This is a genomic window from Synechocystis sp. LKSZ1, assembly GCF_040436315.1.
Classification (GTDB): Bacteria; Cyanobacteriota; Cyanobacteriia; order Cyanobacteriales; family Microcystaceae; genus Synechocystis.
The window spans coordinates 1,124,226-1,141,304 of the sequence record NZ_AP031572.1 but is presented as its reverse complement, the minus strand read 5'-3'; the positions used below and the strand labels follow the sequence as shown (position 1 = coordinate 1,141,304).

Genomic DNA, 17,079 nt, shown 5'->3' with positions numbered 1-17,079 from the left:
CTTGTCCAAAGCGCCATCGAGGATTTTTCCGCTCTGCAACCAAAGTACGCAGTCCCCCCCGGATCTTTTGTGTTTTTTGTTACAAAGTATTGCGCGATTTGCAGAAACTACATACCGCCATGAGACTTTCGAGATTTGTGGGGATGTCCAGTCGGGCCACTGACAGGTTAACGTAGGAACAGCCAGAAACCAGCCGGTGTTTCCGGTTTTTGTTCAGCAATGGTGCCCCTAGACTTCCCCAACACTTGCCCAGACAATGAGCTTGACTTGCCCGGAATTGTAGCTCTCCTCCAGCATAACCAGCTAGCCGTCGCAAACCAAGCCTTGACCGGCTTCTTGGCCCAGAACGAACCGAAATCAAGAGACAGGGCCTGTGAAACTCTTTTATCACCAACCCTAGAAGCTCTCGCGAATGGAGATTTTGAGGCGCGTTGGCTAGTCGGCAAAATTTTAGTTCAGTTGGGCCCTGGGGCCATTCCTACCCTTTTGGCCCTCTGGGAAGATCCCACCGTGGAGATGGAACAGCGTTGGTTTATCGGCAAGGTGTTAGCGGCTTTTCCCGAACCGGTCGTGATCGCTAGCCTAGCCCAGACCCTCTTGCTTCCAGGGGCCGAAGAACTTCATACCATTGCGGCCCAAAGCCTGGGCCAAATGGGGCCGACAGCCATTAAGCCCCTCGCCAGTTTGCTCCAATACCCGGAAAATCGGGCCCTAGCCACTAAGGCCCTGGCCCAGATTCCCGCCGCTGCCGTGATCGACCCCCTATTGACGGTTGTTCAGGATGCCGATAGTCAGGTTAGAACCTTGGCCATTACGGCCCTGGGGAGTTTTCCAGAGGAGCGCGTTCTTCCGGCCCTCTTTCAGGCCTGCACCGACCCGGTGAGTACGGTTCGCAAGGAAGCTGTGATCGCCCTGGGGAATTGGGCCGACCGCCTAAACAGTGTTGACCTGCTGGCCTATCTCCAGCCTCGACTATACGATCTGGATTTAGGCGTTTGTCAACAGGCCGCCTTGGCCCTCAGTCGTCTTTCTGGGCCAGCGGTCGCGGCGGCCCTTTGGTCAGCCTGGCAAGCCCCGGCAACGCCCATGGCCCTACGCTTAACGCTTTTGCAAAGTTTGGTTTGGTTGGAATCTCCCCTGGCCCTAACCTATCTGCACCAGGCTTGGCCCAAGGCCCAAGAGATAGAACGCTTAGAGATAGTGCGTTTATTAGGCCGGATTAAACAGGTGGAACTTCAAAGGACTGCGGCTCAGATGTTGACGGCCTGGGTTCCCATGGACCTTCATGAGGACAGTGGCCAGGCCCTAGCCAAGGCTATTGCCTACAGTTGGGGCCAACTTAAATACACTCCCGCTGTACCGATTCTCCAGACCTGGGCCAATCGTCCTGAACCGGCCCTTCATCTCCAGGCCAGGGCCGCGCTGAAGCACTTACAGGCCTAGGGAAAGTCGAGATTTTTCTTGCGTTATCGGACACTCGTCTGGCCCCAGTATTCAGAGGGAAACAAGGCTGGGGAACCTTGATGTATGGGAAGATAAGCCTAACGATTCTTACTGTACTTAGCAGGAAGTTCTATGGGTAGCAATTGGGAAAACTTTCTGAAAAACCTAGGAGAGTGGCGGGGTTCCTTTACTCAACTGTCCCCCAGCGGCGAAATCCTCGGTTCCACACCGTCCATTTTGAATCTAGAGGGCCTAGAAAATAATCAACTCGTCCGTTTTCGGCTTCGTCGCTACGCTAACGCCGACTACCAAGACCCCCCTAGCCAGGACTACAGCCAGGAGTATCGTTCCCTTGGTCGCCAGATTATCTTTTTTGACACAGGGGCTTTTTCTAAGGGTTCACTCCAATTGGCCCCCTTTGCCGAATTTGGTGCGGAGTTTGGCTTTGTCCACCAAGACCGTCGCCTGCGCTTTGTCCAACTGTTCAATAAGGATCTAAAACTGAACAGCCTGACGCTGATTCGGGAATTTCGCGCGGGGAGTCAGGCCCTGGAGCGGCCACCGTTGACGGTTGATCAGTTGCTTGGCACTTGGCAGGGAACCGCTTGTACGGCCTATCCTGACCTCCGACCCCCAGAAATCCTGTCTACAACCTTGACCATTACCCGAAGCGGCGATCGACTAGAACAGACTCTGAGTTTTGGTGGCCAGGCCCTGCATGCTACGGCCCAGATTGATGGACAACGTCTGCTCTTTAGCCCTCAAGACCAGCCCCGCCAAATTTTACTCCTGCCCGATGGAACGTCCTGTAATACGCCGCTGAGTCTGCAATTGCGTCAGGCCTTTTTTGTGGAAGTGGGCTGGTTAATTTCCCCAACGGAACGCCAACGCCTCATCCGTAACTATGATGCTTCCGGGGCCTGGGTCAATGCTACTTTAGTGACTGAAACAAAAGTGGCTTAGCAAATAATATGAACCAATATTCCTGTCAACAAGCTGGGGGACAAAATCCCTTTTCCAGGGTTTATCAGCAGATCTTGGCCGGTATCGTCATGGCCCTCGGTGCCTGGATGCTGGTTGAATCACCGGCCACAGCGACTCAAAGCTTCTCCTGCCAGGGCCAAATGAAGAATGGCTGGGCCTACACAGCCGAGTTTGTCAACGGACGCTTTACCCAAATTCGCTGGCAACGGGCGGGTCAGCCCCCCCAAACAACAAGTCTGAAGTTTGTGAAAACCAATGCCCAACAACAACCGATTTACACTGGTGCCTTTCAGGCGGCAACCCAAGTGACCTTGGTGGATCTCTCGGGAGGAGATGTGCGGCCAGGCTCCAGTATTTCGGTGTCGGTGGAAGAGTGGGGAACGTCTAAGGGCCAATGTGGCACTGTCAGCAGTGGAAATATCCCCCCGTCTCCATCGCCAGGGGGCCAGCGGTTCGCTTGTCGGGGCCAAATGAAGAATGGCTGGGCCTATACGGCCGAGTATGCAGATAGACGGTTTACCCAAATTCGCTGGGAACGGCCGGGTCAACCGCCCCAAATTACGACCCTGACCCGTCAAGGCAAAAATGCCCAGGGGCAACCTCTGTATCGAGGGAGTTTCCAGGCGGCGACGATGATTACCTTACTGGATCTTTCTAGGGGCAATGTCAAACCGGGTTCCCAGGTCTCGGTTGGGGCTGAAGAATGGGGATGGGCTAGGGGAAATTGTCGGCGTAACTAAGGGGTTGCTTGTGTCGCTCTAGGTTTCAGAGATTTAGTATAAGCAACTGGTAAGAAGAGATGAGCTGATGTGCAGGCTGGTCTCGCCCCCTATTCCACCGTGACAGACTTGGCCAAATTGCGGGGTTGATCCACATCCAGGCCACGTCGGGCGGCAATATGATAGGCCAACAACTGTAGGGGAATGACGGCAACGATGGGGGAGAGGAGTTCCTCCACTTCTGGGACTAGCAGAAGATCATCAAACACCGAGCGGGCCTGATTATCATCCATGGGCGTAACCCCAATCAGGCGGGCATCTCGGGCCTTGGCCTCCTGAGCGTTGGAAATGACCTTATCGTGAACAGGCCCTGGCATAGCAATAGCCACGACGGGTACTTTGGCATCCAAGAGAGCAATGGGGCCATGTTTCATCTCCCCAGCGGGATAGCCCTCTGCGTGGATATAGCTAATTTCCTTGAGTTTTAAGGCCCCTTCTAGGGCAATGGGAAAATTAATGCCCCGGCCCAGGAAAATGAAGTCCTGGGTATCGGCAAAGTCGTGGGCCAGTTCAGAAATTGCTTTTTCTTGTTGTTCCAGAATCGTTTCAATTTGGGCCGGTAATTGTCGTAGGCCCTTCAGCAAATTTTCAAGCCGCTCAAGGGAAAGACGACCCCGGCGGAAGGCCAATTCCAGAGTTAAAAAATAGAAGCCAAGGACTTGGGCCGTAAACGTTTTAGTCGCTGCAACGCCAATTTCAATGCCGGCATGGGTATTAATAATCTGATCCACCATCGTGGCCAGGGTACTTTCGGGCCGGTTGGTAATCCCTAGGATGCGGGCCTCGTAGGGCGGAGCTAGGTTCGAGCGGCGTTGTTTTTCCATTTCTAAGGCCGCCAGGGTATCGGCGGTTTCCCCGGATTGGGTTACACCAATGGTCAGGGTGTGGGGTGTGAGGGGAGTGGGGGCATAGCGAAATTCCGAGGCGTACTGCACCAGGGTCGGTATCCCAGCCAGTTGTTCCAGCAGATATTTGCCCACCAGGCCCGCGTGCCAACTGGTGCCACAGGCCAGGATTTGGATTTGTTGAAGGTCGTCGAGGAGTTCCGGGGCCAAACCCAGTTGAATAGGACTTTCCTGGGGCTGATCGGTGGCGTGCCAATGGGGATTGAGGTAGGTTTCCAGACAAGTGCGGACGACGGCGGGTTGCTCGTAGATCTCCTTGAGCATGAAGTGGCGGAAGCCCTGTTTTTCGACGGTGCTCGAACTCCATTCCAGGGTACGGGGCAGTTTCCGCAGTCGCTTGAGGTCAAAGTCATAAACCTCAACACCAAGGGGAGTCAAGCGGGCCAATTCGCCATTTTCCAAAGACAAGACGGTATGGGTATGGGGCACCAGGGCCGTCACATCGGAGGCACAGAAAAATTCCCCTTGGCCAAAACCGAGGATCAGGGGGGCCTGCTGACGGGCCACGATAAACTCATCCGGTAGATCGGCGCAGAGGACAGCAATGGCAAAGGCCCCTTCCAGTTGGTGGACGGCCTGTTGAACGGCAACGAGAAAGGCTTGGGAGGGATCGCTCTGATCCAGGCCCTGAAGAATATCGGCGATCAGGTGGGGAATCACCTCCGTATCGGTTTCGGATAGAAAGGGATAGCCCTTGGTTTTTAAGGCCTCTCGTAATTCTTGGTAATTTTCAACAATGCCGTTTTGTACCACGGCGATGCGGCCGCTGGGGTCTTGGTGCGGGTGGGCGTTGCGTTCCTCCGGTTTGCCGTGGGTGGCCCAGCGAGTATGGCCAATACCAATGCGGGAGACATTCACCTCACGGGCTAATTTTTCCTTGAGGTTAAAGAGTTTACCTTGGGCCCGGACAGCTTCAATTTTTCCTTCAACGACGGTGGCAACCCCCGCTGAATCGTAGCCCCGATATTCTAGTCTTTCCAGGCCATCCACCAAAATCTCGATGGCTGTTTGTGTCCCGATATAGCCAACAATGCCGCACATGCCCGTCACCTAGGGAAAAGAAGGAATAATTGATAATAACCCAAGGCCCTGGCGGATACCAATTTCCCCTGGTTAGAACAGGGCCAGGGCCTCAGCGCGATGTTTTTCGAGGGTACTTTGGGGAAGGGGCCCCTCCAGGTGTTGCCAGGGCAGGATCTGGGTCGTATCCCAGTGTTCATGAACGTAGAACGCTAGAGGTGGCAGACTGCCCTTCAGTTCCTTAAAGGCCCGTTTGAAACTCCCCAGGGTATCGCCGTAATGACGGGTGAGCAGGAGCAACGGAGCCAAACGCCGGTCGCCCCGCGATAACAAGGCCTGAATGAGCGACCATTGATAACTTTCGGGGCGAAAATCAATGCCCTTGGGCCGCAGTTGTTTTTGCAGGAATTGCAGACGCTTTTCGGCCTGGGGCTCAACGCCAAACCACTGAAAGGGTGTATGAGCCTTGGGGACAAAAGTACTACAGCCCAGGGTCAAGCGCAGGCCTGGCACCGTCTTTTTAACCTGATACAGAAGGTCAACCGTAGCTTCGATATCCCCTAGGGTTTCTCCCGGAACACCCGCCATGCCATAAAATTTCAGACTACTCAATCCACCGGCCTTGGCCGCCGCCGCCGCCTGTAAAATTTCCGCGTTACTGAGTTTCTTGTTGACGATCTGGCGCAATCGCTCCGAGCCGCTTTCGATGGCAATGGTGATCGATTTGGTATCCCGTCGGGCCAGGGTCTGGGCCAATTTCTCACTCACCGTATTAGTGCGTACTGAGGCAATGCTGAGGCGCACGTGGTCGTACTCGGGCCGGGCCAGATAATCCAGTAAATGCTCAAACTCTGGGTGTTGGCTGATGGAGGCCCCGAGTAAACCGAGGCGATGGGTAACGGTCAGGCCCTGTTTAATGGCCGGAATCAGGGACTGCTCCACCTCAGCGGGGCGAAAGGGCAGAGTTAAATAACTGGCCAGGCAAAAGCGACACATTTCCGGGCAACTCCGTACCACTTCCACCATAAAAATGTTTTCCCAGGCCGCTTTTTCGGTGACGACCGTTGAAGCCGAGAGGACATTGCCCCGATAGGTTTGTTTTTTCACGGTGGCGGGAGTATCTGCATTCACGGGTTGGATCGTTGCAATGGCCGCCGTGGGACTGTGGTAGGTCACCTCGTAGAGACTAGGAACATAGACCCCGGGTACCTGGGCCAACTGCTGGAGCTTTGTCCCCCGAGGGGCCTGGCGCAGGGCCTGATAGCTGTCAATAAATGGGTTCAGCAGAACTTCGCCATCGCCGAGGAGGATCAGGTCAAAAAAAGGCGCAAAGGGTTCGGGATTGGCACTCAAGACGGGGCCCCCACCAAAAATAAGGGGATGGTCTTCCCCCCGCTCCGTGGCCAGAACGGGAATGCCCAAGCCCTCTAGAAGACTCAAAATATTGGCGTAGTCCAATTCCCAGGAAAAGGAAAAACCCACCAATTCGGGAGAACGGGGCAGGGCCTCGTGGGTATCTGTAAACAGACGACTTACCTGGAGGTCGGAACGACGGGCCAGGGTAGCCCAGACCACTTGGTAACCTAGGCTGGTAATGCCAACATTGTACTGATTGGGAAAGGCAAAAATGAGAGGGACGGCGTCGGCTTGGGGAGAGGCGGGGGTGAATAACAGCTTTTCTGAACGGGCTTCTTGCATGGGGCTTAGTTTTTCAGAAGCTTAGCCTCTCTAGGATATAGAAAAAATCCCCTGGCCCTATGGCCAGAGGAAACTGGGTTGACACTTGTGAAGATTAGAGAACAGTGTGGCTAGATTCTGCTCCCTAACCTCGGTTGGCAACTAGGCCAGCCATTCGAGCACCGCATCTTCCTTGGTATTGGTGTTACGGGAAGGGGTTTCACGCTCAAACTTCATGTGGATAGAACGGGTTTGTTCTCCATCCGCCGCCACCGCCATGATGGGATAGTCGATCAGGCCATCCTGGAAGGACATTTGGAAACGGAAGGTGCCATCCGCGTTGAGCTTGATCGGTTGGCCGCCAATAGTAACCGTGGCATCGGGTTCCGTTGCACCGTAAACAATCAGTTCTGCATCCGCCACCAGCCAGAATTGACGGGGCCGTACCGGGGCCTCCGAGGCCATGAACTCGGCACTGGAGAGACCTAGACCCATGCCAATGCCAGACATATTCAGGCCAGAAACATTGGGCACTGCCCACAGGCCCATGCCAGAGGGGAAGACGTAGGAACTGAGAGATTGTTGCGGGGCCATGGAAGCGGGAACATGCTGCATCGAACCGAATAAAGAACCGGCCATACGCTGGGCTTCGGCCCCCTGAGCCATTTCAAAGACTTGGTCGTAGATAGCGTTAGGTGTACCCACAGACCGCTTGCTGGGGGGAACCAATTGATAAACGGTTTTGCCGCGCAGGTCTTCATCCCAATTAACGGTAACGAAAACGTCTTCTACCCAATCGGAGGGATAGACGGGAGGAATGCGAATCGGGGCCGAGCGGGCCAGGGTCAACCAGCGGCCATCAAAGGTGCGGTAACCAATATCGACAGTATAATCCCGGTCACTGACGGGGATCGGCAAATACCATTCCCGAGCCAGTTCATCGCAGAGGTATTCCTGGACACTGTGGGGACTTTGATAGGTAAGGTCGAGATCCGTCACATCGTAGAGACGCAGGGCCAGCTGTTGGCCCCCTTGGCGACGGAGGGCTTCTTTTTGTTCGTTGGGGACATCCCAATAGGTATAGGCCCACTGGGGGTCACGGGGCATGAGGACAATACGACTTTCACCGTAACCACCGGGAAAATCACCAAGGTTTTCATCAACAGCCGTAAAGGGGCCGCCAATTTTATCGTCTTGGCCAAGTTCAAATTTTGATGCTTCCACGATTTGTTCCTCCTGGGCTGGGTTTGGATTGATAGATTTTAAAGGAGTATTGATAGAAAGGGTGTCTTGAATTGCTTGTTCAACGGCCGCCAGAAGTTGAGACTTCCGCATCCGGCTGTAGCGGGAGATGTTGTATTCACTCGCGACTCTCCGGAGTTGGCGCAGTGTCATCTCTTCTAAAGGGGGTTGTTCCTGTGCCATGGGATAGCTCTCCAATCGTTTAGATCCCAATCGAGCTGAGGACGAATGACCCTAGCCGAGGGACTAAGAACCCAATATTCGTCCGATAAACAGGTTGGGGTTGGGCAGGTGGGCGATCACCATTGCTGGGATCATTTGCTTAACTTTATGTAACAGAATCCCCCCCAGAAACGTCAAGGGGATCAGCCTGATAAATCAAGGCTTTTGACGAATTACAGGGTTTACGGGGATCTTTGTGTTAAATTTTCATGACATTTTGATTCAATATTGAGTCCCAGGGCCAGGCTCGCTAGAATTTATGTTGTTTTCTTGACATTGTGAAATAATCACGGTTTTTTGGGGGGGTCGATAAGGTCGCAGGCCTATCAATCCTTTAAAAGAAGCGCAACAGTATAGGCGGCGATGCCCTCTTCCCGGCCGGTAGGGCCTAATTTTTCGTTCGTGGTGGCCTTAATGCCAATACAGTCCGGCTCCAGGCCCAGTACTCCAGCTAACTTGGCTTTCATGGCCGCAAGGTGGGGTTTGAGTTTGGGCTGTTCTGCCACGATCACCGAATCCACATTTCCAATGCGCCAGCCCCGTTCCTGCACCAATGAGTAGACTTGCTCTAGCAGTTTGAGGCTATCGGCCCCGGCCCACTGGGGATCGCTGGGGGGAAAGTAATGACCAATGTCCCCTAGGCTCAGGGCCCCCAGCAGGGCATCCATCAGGGCGTGGGTTAAAACATCGGCATCGCTATGGCCCAGCAGGCCGAGGGAATGGGGAATCTTGACCCCTCCCAGGATTAAATCTCGACCGGGAACCAGGCGATGAATATCGTAGCCGTTACCAATACGAAGTTGCGTCATAAGGTTGAAGGGAATCAAAGAGGGCCGAAGAGACCGGCATGCGATTAATCAGTATAGGGAAGTTTCGAGAAATTGCAGGTGTTTCAACAGCGCCGTGGCAAGGATACCGTTACCGTAGGGGATCATTTGGGTTGCCGGCAGGGCCATCACCAACGGCTTAACGGTCGTTAGTAAACGCTGGGCTTGTTCTTGCTCGCCATCACGGCGGTGCAGTTCCAACAATTCGAGGTAGGCTGGAATCTCATGGGGAGCCAAAAATAAAATGCGGCGTAGGTAGTCCTTGGCCTGGGGCATGTCTCCCTGGGCCTCGACGATCTGGGCCAAAAGGCTAAGGGCAGGAATGGAGTTAGAATCCAGCCGTAGGATTTGCTGGCACGTTTGGTTCGCTCGCTCGTAATGACCTTGATTGGCGTAGGCTTGGGCCATGAGGTGTAAAGCCGCTCCATCAACGGGATTGAGGGCCAGCCACTGCTGGAGCAGAGTAATCGCTTCCGGATATTGCCCGCGTCGAAAGGCCCCCTGGGCGAGCTCCCAGAAGTTCAGGGGTTCTGAGATCGGGGCTGGGGATAATAGCGGGATAGGAGGAGCCACAGGTAGGGGATAGGGCCGTTGATAGACAATGGACTCCGCAAAACTTAACACGGTGAGGGAGTCCAGGCGTTGCTCCTGTAATTCCGTATGGCCGGTGACGAGATACCCGCCTGGTTGAAGCAGGGACACAAACTGCTCTAGAACCACGGCAATGCTCGGGACATCGAAGTAAATAAACACATTGCGACAGAGAATTAAATTAACCGATTGGGGAAGTAGGCTGGGTAAAGGGCCCTGGAGTAGGTTATGGCAATAAAAATTGGCCATGGCCCTGATCGGCTCGATCACCTGCCATCCCTCCTGGTTACGGTCAAAATATTGTGCTTTTAATTGAGGACTAACTCCTCGAAAAGACCACTCACTATACTGGCCCTGTTGGGCTTTTTCGATAGCCTGGGGATTAATATCCACACCAATTAACTGGATAGACCAGCGGGCAGGATCGGGTAATAATTCCCGGAGTAAAATCGCTAGCGTATATACTTCCTCACCAGTGGAACAGCCCGCACTCAGAATTGTGATTTTTGAACTAGCTTTTTGGTGTTCAATAATGGCAGGTAGAATGTTTTCTCGTAAGACCTGGAGTTGGCCCTGGTCTCGAAAAAAGTAGCTTTCTCCCGTGGTAATTAGAGCCGCTAGGGCCTGCCATTCCTGTTGGGTTTTATTGGTAGTCGAGCTGGTAAGCAAATCATAATAGGCAGAGGCATTTAAGCCCAAGGCTTTACAACGGTAATTTAGTTTTTGTTTTAATAGTTCTTGGTCTTGATCTCGAATTTTAATGCCCGTTTTTTGAGCAATAATAGTAATGTAATTTTCTAATAGAGCCTCGGATATCATAGCGCTATATAATTACTAATCAGGCAAATCAAAAAAAACAAAAAACGTGTTGATAGAGGGTCAAGTTACCCCTCAAAATTATCCCCGTTGAGTGGAGATCACACTCATTTTCTTCCAAAATAGGAAAGACTAGAGGGGGTTTTTCCAACCTACTTTAACACCAAACAGGCTTAGAGTTACGGATGATAAACGGCTAGGGACTCCAGACAACAATCCGCATCACGATAGGCGAGGATAGCATCCCAAGGAGCGCCTGGACAAAAAGATGGCTGAAAAGTGGAGAGCAGGAGTTGATCGATCTGCACTGCCGACAGGGGCCGAGAGAACAGATAGCCCTGGCCGAATTGACAACCCATCAACCGTAGTTTTTCCAACTGTGCAGGGGTTTCAATCCCCTCCGCCACGGCATCAAGGCCTAGGGACTGGGTTAGGCTGAAAATAGTTTTCGTAATTTTAGCAATAGCAGATTCGGATTCCAATTCTTTTACAAAAGAGCGGTCAATTTTGACAACGTTAATAGGTAGTTGATGTAAATAATTTAAGCTGGAATAGCCCGTACCAAAGTCATCAATACACAGCTGGATATTACGGTTCCTCAAGGCTTCTAGGGTTTTAACAATATGACCTTCATCGTTAATATAATGACTCTCCGTAATTTCTAACTTTAAATACTGAGCATGTAGGCCTGTTTCTACTAGAATTTGATCAATTTCCTCTAGAAAAGAGGGTTGGGCCAATTGTTTGAGGGATAGATTCACATTAATGGTGAGCTTGCAATGGGGATAGCGACTTTGCCAGGTTTTGAGCTGACGACAGGATTCCCGCAGGATCCAACTTCCTAGAGGGATAATCATGCCAGTATCCTCTAGCAAGCTAATAAATTTATCAGGAAAAATCAGGCCTTGCTGGGGATGTTGCCAGCGGAGAAGAGACTCGAAGCCAAGAATATCTCCTGTGGTTAGGGAAAGAATCGGTTGATAATGAATTTGAAATTCTTGGGCTTCTAGGGCCTGACGCAGACTTGTTTCTAAATCCATCAGTGCCAGGGCTTTTTGACGCATTTCTGAGCTAAAAATTTGGTAATTTCCCTTACCTTGAGCCTTAGCTTGATACATAGCAATATCCGCATCACGTAGAATTATTTCCGTTGTTAAAGACTCTCGTGTTTGACTCAGTAATTCATAATATTGTTCACTGCAAATAATGCCAATACTCACGCCAGTAAAAACGGCATTTCCTTCAATAGTAAAAGGGATCTTTAATTCGTTTTTGATACGCTCAGCAATTTTAATAGCTTGACTCAAGTGATCAAGGTGCTCTAATAAAATAATAAACTCATCTCCACCAATACGAGCAACGATATCTTTGGGACGAATGCAATGTTCGAGCTTGCGTGCAATTTTAATGAGTAACTGATCACCGGCCCAATGGCCTAAACTGTCATTGATAACCTTGAAGCGGTCTAGGTCTAAAAATAGAACTGCAAAGTGATACCGTTGGGGATTTTGCTGAAAACGAATTAAGGCCTCGTTAAGTCGGTTAGTAAAGAGAATACGATTGGGTAACTCCGTAAGCGGATCGAAATAGGCCCGATTATGCAGTTCCTGCTCCGTCTCCAAACGATAGGTAACATCTTCAACCATCCCTTCATAGTAAAGTAGTTGGCCCTGAGTATCCTTCACTACCCGCGCATTCTCAGAAATCCAGATAACTTTACCACTGCGGTGATAAACCGGAGAAACAAAGTCCGTGATAATTTCATGAGCTTGAAGATATTGAATAAACTCCTGGCGACGTTGGGGATTAACATAAAGTTGGTGACTAATATCCGTGAGAGATTCTAATAGTTTTTCGGGAGATTCATAGCCATAAATTTTAGCGAGAGCTGGATTCGCGCTCAGATATTGGCCCTCAAGGGTACTCTGAAAAATTCCACAGAGAGAATTTTCATAAATATTTCGATATTTTGTTTCGGCTGCCCGAATCTCCTGCTCTGCTAACTTCCGGTGGGTCATATCTCGGGCGACCCAGATAACAGTATCGATGCCCGTAGGCGAGATGTAAGCATCAAACCAGAGAATTTGACCTTGGATTTCCAAACTATACTCTAGGTTTACTGTTTTTTGGTTATCCAGGGACTGATGAATGGCCTGTAAAAAAAGAGTTGCTTGCTCCGCTGGAAAAATATCATTAATTTTCTGGTCTAGTAAGGTATCAACAGGTTGATAAAGTAGATTGCAATTGGTTGGTGCAATTTTCAAATAGCGTCCTTCTCGATTGAGGACTAAAATAACATCTTTGATACCAGCAAATAAACCCCTTAATTCCGCTTCTGAAGAACGTAGAGCCTCTTCCATTTGCTTTCGTTCACTAATATCTGAAATATAGCCAATAACCCCAAGAAACTGACCTTCTTGGTTATAAAATCCCTGGCCTTTTTCTAAAACCCACTTTTCCTCTTTCTGCTTGGTTTGGATAGGATACTCTACAATGTAAGGCGCTTGATTAACAATACTATTATTTAGTATATTCAACACCATTTTTCGATCTTCAGGAGTCATCAATCGAGCGAAATCAATAGCATCCTGAACAAGTAATTCCTCTCGACGATAGCCCGTCAGACGTTGGAAGCCATCACTAACATAAATGAGTGGAAAATTAGGCTGGTTACTAGTCCGAAAAAAAGTGCCTGGAATCGAATTAATTAGGCCATTGAGTTGTTGTTGACTTTCTAGCAAAGAAGTTTCAATTTGCTTGCGCCGAAATAAATCTCCTAATTGGGTTGATACAGCGGAAATTAGCTTGATCAGTTGGGCATCTCGAGGACGAGATTGACACATAAAAAAGATGAGAACAGCAACCACTTGAGTCTGACAGAGGATGGGAACACCAACGGCGGATTTTAGACCATAATGGCTGGCTAGATGATGACGTAAAAAGCTAGCATCTTGGGACACGTCGCTGACCCAAATTGCCTCCCGTTGTAGCCAAACCTTACCAGGAAGCCCCTCAAAGGGCTTGAAGGTATAGTGCTCACTGTCGTTTCTAAACTGGGTCAGAGATGCTTCAACGTCAGCCTGATCATGGTAACAAAACCACGCTGGGCTATACTCTAAAAATTCTTCAGTACGATTAGGAAGCCAGGCCTCTCCAAAATTCCAGCCTGTTTTTTGGCAAAAGAGCTTTAAAACAACGGTTAAGGCTTGATTAAAATCGTTGGAGCGGCTGATAATTTGGGTTAGCTTTTCTAGGAGTTCCAGTTGTTCTTTATCCTGGCCCTGATTATCAATTATCGGGTAGAGATGAGTTACAGAAATTTCTCCAGAAGCACCATCTTCTTTCGTAAAAAATTGAACTTCTAGATTAGGGTCTATCATCATAAAAAATAGATTAGCGGGGGCAACGGGTCAGGCGGAAAGAGACCTTGGGTTAATACATTAAACTTGGATCATGGTTCTCAGCCTAGACGATGGTGGACTTGGGTAAGTCAGAATTTAAGATAGGAAACAAAATTTCTAAGTACAGATGACCATCAAGGAGGGAGCCACCGCTTAGCTTTGACGGTAATTTGACTTGCTAGACTGCTTCTACGCTAAAACAATTATGGAGTTCATTTTGTGCTTCCCCTAACACTTTCTCCTGGCCTTGGCCTAGGTTAGTTGATGGTTTCTTGGAGCTGACCATTGGTGCCTCCCTCGGTCGACTACCTTGGCAGCCTGGTATCCCTCAAACTAAGCTATGGAGGCTTTTGTCCTTTGATTCGCCTTAATTTTAAGATGCTATGACTTCTTTGGTTTCTATCACGCTTGTTGTCGTCCTAGGCTGGGGGCTCTTTCTGGGCAATGTCCTGGCCTTCGATACGAACTCCCCGGTGGCGGCTTTGCCTGGTACGGCTAAACTCTTTGCTGGGTCTCCCCCCACTTTAGGGATACAGGATAGCCACCTGGCCCCTTGTCCCCAGACCCCCAACTGTGTTTCTAGCCAGGCGACGGATTCTACCCACACCATTGCCCCCCTGGCCTACCAGGGTTCTTCCCATGAAGCCTATCAGGCCTTAATTCGCGTACTGGGGGTTGTCCCTCGGACGAAGATTATTGAACAGCAAGAGAACTATATCCGAGCCGAATCCCAGAGCCGATTATTGGGATTTGTGGACGACCTAGAGTTTTACTTTCCTGCTGATTCAGGGGTGATTCAAGTCCGTTCCAGTGCCCGTCTAGGGGAATCTGATCTAGGGGTTAATCGTCGTCGCCTAGAGCAAATTCGCTTAGCTTTGCAGGATCTTGGGGTTTAGACCGTGATCACTTTAGTGACAGGGCCAGCCCGTTCAGGCAAGAGTGAATGGGCTGAACAATTGGCGACAGAAAGCAGCTTGCCGGTCATCTATCTCGCTACGGCTCAGGAAGATCCCCAAGATCCAGATTGGCAGGCCCGTTTGGCCGCCCATCGCCAGCGCCGCCCGTCCCACTGGCAAACCTGGGCCATTCCGACCCAGATTAGTCAGGCTTTACAAGATCTAGACCAGCCGGCCTGTATTCTGGTGGATTCCTTGGGAACCTGGGTGGCCAATCAGTTAGACCAGTCCGAGGCGGAATGGCAAAGCGTCCAAACTGAATTTTTAAGCGTTTTAGGCCAATGTACCACCCCCGTTATTTTGGTAGCAGAAGAAACCGGCTGGGGGGTAATTCCCGCCTACCCTTTGGGCCGGCAATTTCGAGACCGTCTGGGGGTCTTGATTCGCCAAGTGGGGGCCTTAGCCGATGAGGTCTACTTGGTTACCGGCGGCTATGCCCTACCCTTAAGTCAGTGGGGACAACCCCTCAAACCGAAAAATCTCATTAATTAGGTGCAATTACCGAGGGGATCGCTAGGATAGGAGAATCCCAGAGCGGGGATTTACCCAGTCGTCGTCCCCTAACGGGGAGGGATTTTACCCATTACCCAGGGGATCACCATGGCCACCATTGCTGAAGTAAAGGAATATCTTGCCTATTGGTTTCAGTTGGGCCAAGGGGTAATTTTCCCCAAGAGTCAAGAGCAACTCTGTCCCACCCCGATTTTTGAGGGTTCTCACTATTCCAAAGAATTTGAGGCCTGTTGGCAAAAAATTGTCGCTAGCCACAAAGACTGCTATCTCCAGGGTACAGAGCAGAGTATTGCCGAGCTCCTCACAGAACAATGGGAATTAATTTGCTGTGCCCGTTGCACCTTGCCGATACCGACCAGTCGTCTGTATCCGCCTTCTTGTCTCTGTCCCTGTAGCGACCTCCTAAGCTGGCCGAATCTAGATCTACCTCTACCGCGCTTACCCATTAATGAAGTGCGTCATCTGCGTCGTGTCCAGGAACGCCTAACCTCCCAGAACCTCGATGCAGACCCCCAGGCTTGTCCCTTGCCCCCAGCCTGGGAAGAATCTTGAGTTGAGCCGAGAAAACAGGAAAAGTACTGAATATATCGTTTTTAGTTTTTGCTTTTCAATATCTTAATAAAATCGGCAAATCTACAATGGGAACAATTGTGATTGAGAACTCAAATCAATGAAAAAGATCGTTGCTCCTTGCCTAGTTTCCGTTGCTATTTGGGGGATAGCCGAAATTCTTCCCCTTGAATCGACTATCGCCCAAGCCCAACCCATTGCTCCCCTACAGCTTGCCCAGAGTCTCAAATCGCCTAAACCAATAACCACCTTGAGGGGTTTTAATGGGGTGATTGTCACCTTTGCCCTTACCCCGGATGGCAATACCCTAATTGCCGCAACGGGAGATGGCACTGTAACCGCCCTGGATCTGAGGAATCGTGAGGTACTCTACACTAAAGCCTTTAATGTCAACAACTTTTCTAACTTAGTGATCAGTGCTGATGGAGCCACCTTTATGGCGGCCCAGGAACGGATTATTGGCGTTTTTGATGTGCGTAGTGGTGAGCGCCGACAAACCTTAACGGGCCATGTCGGCAAAGTTTCGGCCCTGGCCCTTAGCCCCGATGGCACAACTCTAGTCAGCGCCAGCGGTGAAGACCAAACCCTGAGAGTCTGGAATTTGGATAATGGGGAACTGGTTAAAACCATTGGAGATAATGTTGGGCCGGTAACCGAAGTTGTGTTTAGTCCTGATGGCAAGTTTTTGGTAACGGGCTCGGTGGGCAACAACCGCTATATCAAATTGTGGGATGCCAGCAGTTTAATGCTGATCACCACCTATCCCCAACAGCCCTACATCTATGGCTTGCAGGTCACCCATCAGGGCCAGACCCTATTGGCCGCAGTTAAGAACTACGTCACGGCTTGGGATATCACCACTAGCAAAAAACGATGGAGCAAGAAAGGCCCAGCCCTGGATATTAATATGATTGCGGTTTCCCCCGATGGCAAGCTTGTAGCAACGGCGAATAAAGAGGGCACTGTTATGGTGTTCGATGTTAAAAACGGTAAATTGCTTAATACTCTAAAGGTTCAACGAGGATGGGTCTTGGGTGTGGCCTTTAGTCCTGATGGTCGTTATCTCTACGGGGGAGGTGAAGATAAAACCATTCAGATTTGGCAAATTGCGCCGTAAGTAAAGTTCCGAGGCA

At 50.6% G+C, this 17,079-nt stretch carries 13 protein-coding genes; 7 read left to right on the top strand and 6 right to left on the bottom strand.

Features of this window, described 5'->3' with window-relative positions; genetic code table 11:
* Positions 1-219: 219 nt before the first annotated feature.
* From ABXS88_RS05435 to ABXS88_RS05425, 3 genes are all read left to right on the top strand, one after another.
* Positions 220-1,443 (top strand): HEAT repeat domain-containing protein, encoded by a 1,224-nt coding sequence (locus tag ABXS88_RS05435; protein WP_353674164.1) that lies wholly within the window; start codon positions 220-222, stop codon positions 1,441-1,443.
* Between the two features lie 132 nt (positions 1,444-1,575).
* Positions 1,576-2,406, top strand: a complete 831-nt coding sequence (locus ABXS88_RS05430) for a DUF3598 family protein (RefSeq protein ID WP_353674163.1) — start codon at positions 1,576-1,578, stop codon at positions 2,404-2,406.
* An 8-nt stretch (positions 2,407-2,414) separates the two neighbouring features.
* A complete protein-coding gene (locus ABXS88_RS05425; RefSeq protein ID WP_353674162.1) occupies positions 2,415-3,167 on the top strand; it encodes a hypothetical protein in 753 nt (250 codons plus the stop codon).
* A gap of 89 nt (positions 3,168-3,256) precedes the next feature.
* Here ABXS88_RS05425 and glmS read toward each other — a convergent pair whose 3' ends face one another.
* From glmS to ABXS88_RS05395, 6 genes are all read right to left on the bottom strand, one after another.
* Positions 3,257-5,152, bottom strand: coding sequence for a glutamine--fructose-6-phosphate transaminase (isomerizing) (gene glmS, locus ABXS88_RS05420; RefSeq protein WP_353674161.1), 1,896 nt, complete (start codon positions 5,150-5,152; stop codon positions 3,257-3,259).
* Positions 5,153-5,224: 72 nt separating this feature from the next.
* Positions 5,225-6,829 carry a radical SAM protein gene (locus ABXS88_RS05415; RefSeq protein WP_353674160.1) on the bottom strand — a complete coding sequence of 535 codons (1,605 nt, stop codon included), beginning with the start codon at positions 6,827-6,829 and terminating at the stop codon, positions 5,225-5,227.
* A 141-nt stretch (positions 6,830-6,970) separates the two neighbouring features.
* A complete protein-coding gene (locus ABXS88_RS05410; protein WP_353674159.1) occupies positions 6,971-8,233 on the bottom strand; it encodes a DUF4912 domain-containing protein in 1,263 nt (420 codons plus the stop codon).
* 365 nt (positions 8,234-8,598) lie between these two features.
* Complete coding sequence (ispF, locus tag ABXS88_RS05405; RefSeq protein WP_353674158.1) at positions 8,599-9,081, bottom strand: 2-C-methyl-D-erythritol 2,4-cyclodiphosphate synthase; 483 nt, start codon at positions 9,079-9,081, stop codon at positions 8,599-8,601.
* A gap of 48 nt (positions 9,082-9,129) precedes the next feature.
* The gene (locus ABXS88_RS05400; RefSeq protein WP_353674157.1) at positions 9,130-10,509 is read right to left on the bottom strand and encodes a CheR family methyltransferase; all 1,380 of its coding nucleotides are present in this window, start codon (positions 10,507-10,509) and stop codon (positions 9,130-9,132) included.
* A gap of 176 nt (positions 10,510-10,685) precedes the next feature.
* Positions 10,686-13,889 (bottom strand): EAL domain-containing protein, encoded by a 3,204-nt coding sequence (locus tag ABXS88_RS05395; protein WP_353674156.1) that lies wholly within the window; start codon positions 13,887-13,889, stop codon positions 10,686-10,688.
* A gap of 401 nt (positions 13,890-14,290) precedes the next feature.
* Between ABXS88_RS05395 and ABXS88_RS05390 the strand changes: the two genes are divergently transcribed.
* The 4 genes from ABXS88_RS05390 (at position 14,291) to ABXS88_RS05375 (ending at position 17,063) form a co-directional block, all read left to right on the top strand.
* Entirely contained in the window at positions 14,291-14,803 is a 513-nt protein-coding gene (locus ABXS88_RS05390; protein ID WP_353674155.1) for a DUF1499 domain-containing protein, read from the top strand.
* Between the two features lie 3 nt (positions 14,804-14,806).
* Positions 14,807-15,355, top strand: coding sequence for a bifunctional adenosylcobinamide kinase/adenosylcobinamide-phosphate guanylyltransferase (gene cobU, locus ABXS88_RS05385; RefSeq protein ID WP_353674154.1), 549 nt, complete (start codon positions 14,807-14,809; stop codon positions 15,353-15,355).
* Between the two features lie 108 nt (positions 15,356-15,463).
* Entirely contained in the window at positions 15,464-15,928 is a 465-nt protein-coding gene (locus ABXS88_RS05380; protein ID WP_353674153.1) for a hypothetical protein, read from the top strand.
* A gap of 118 nt (positions 15,929-16,046) precedes the next feature.
* The gene (locus ABXS88_RS05375; protein ID WP_353674152.1) at positions 16,047-17,063 is read left to right on the top strand and encodes a WD40 repeat domain-containing protein; all 1,017 of its coding nucleotides are present in this window, start codon (positions 16,047-16,049) and stop codon (positions 17,061-17,063) included.
* The last annotated feature ends 16 nt before the right edge of the window (positions 17,064-17,079 follow it).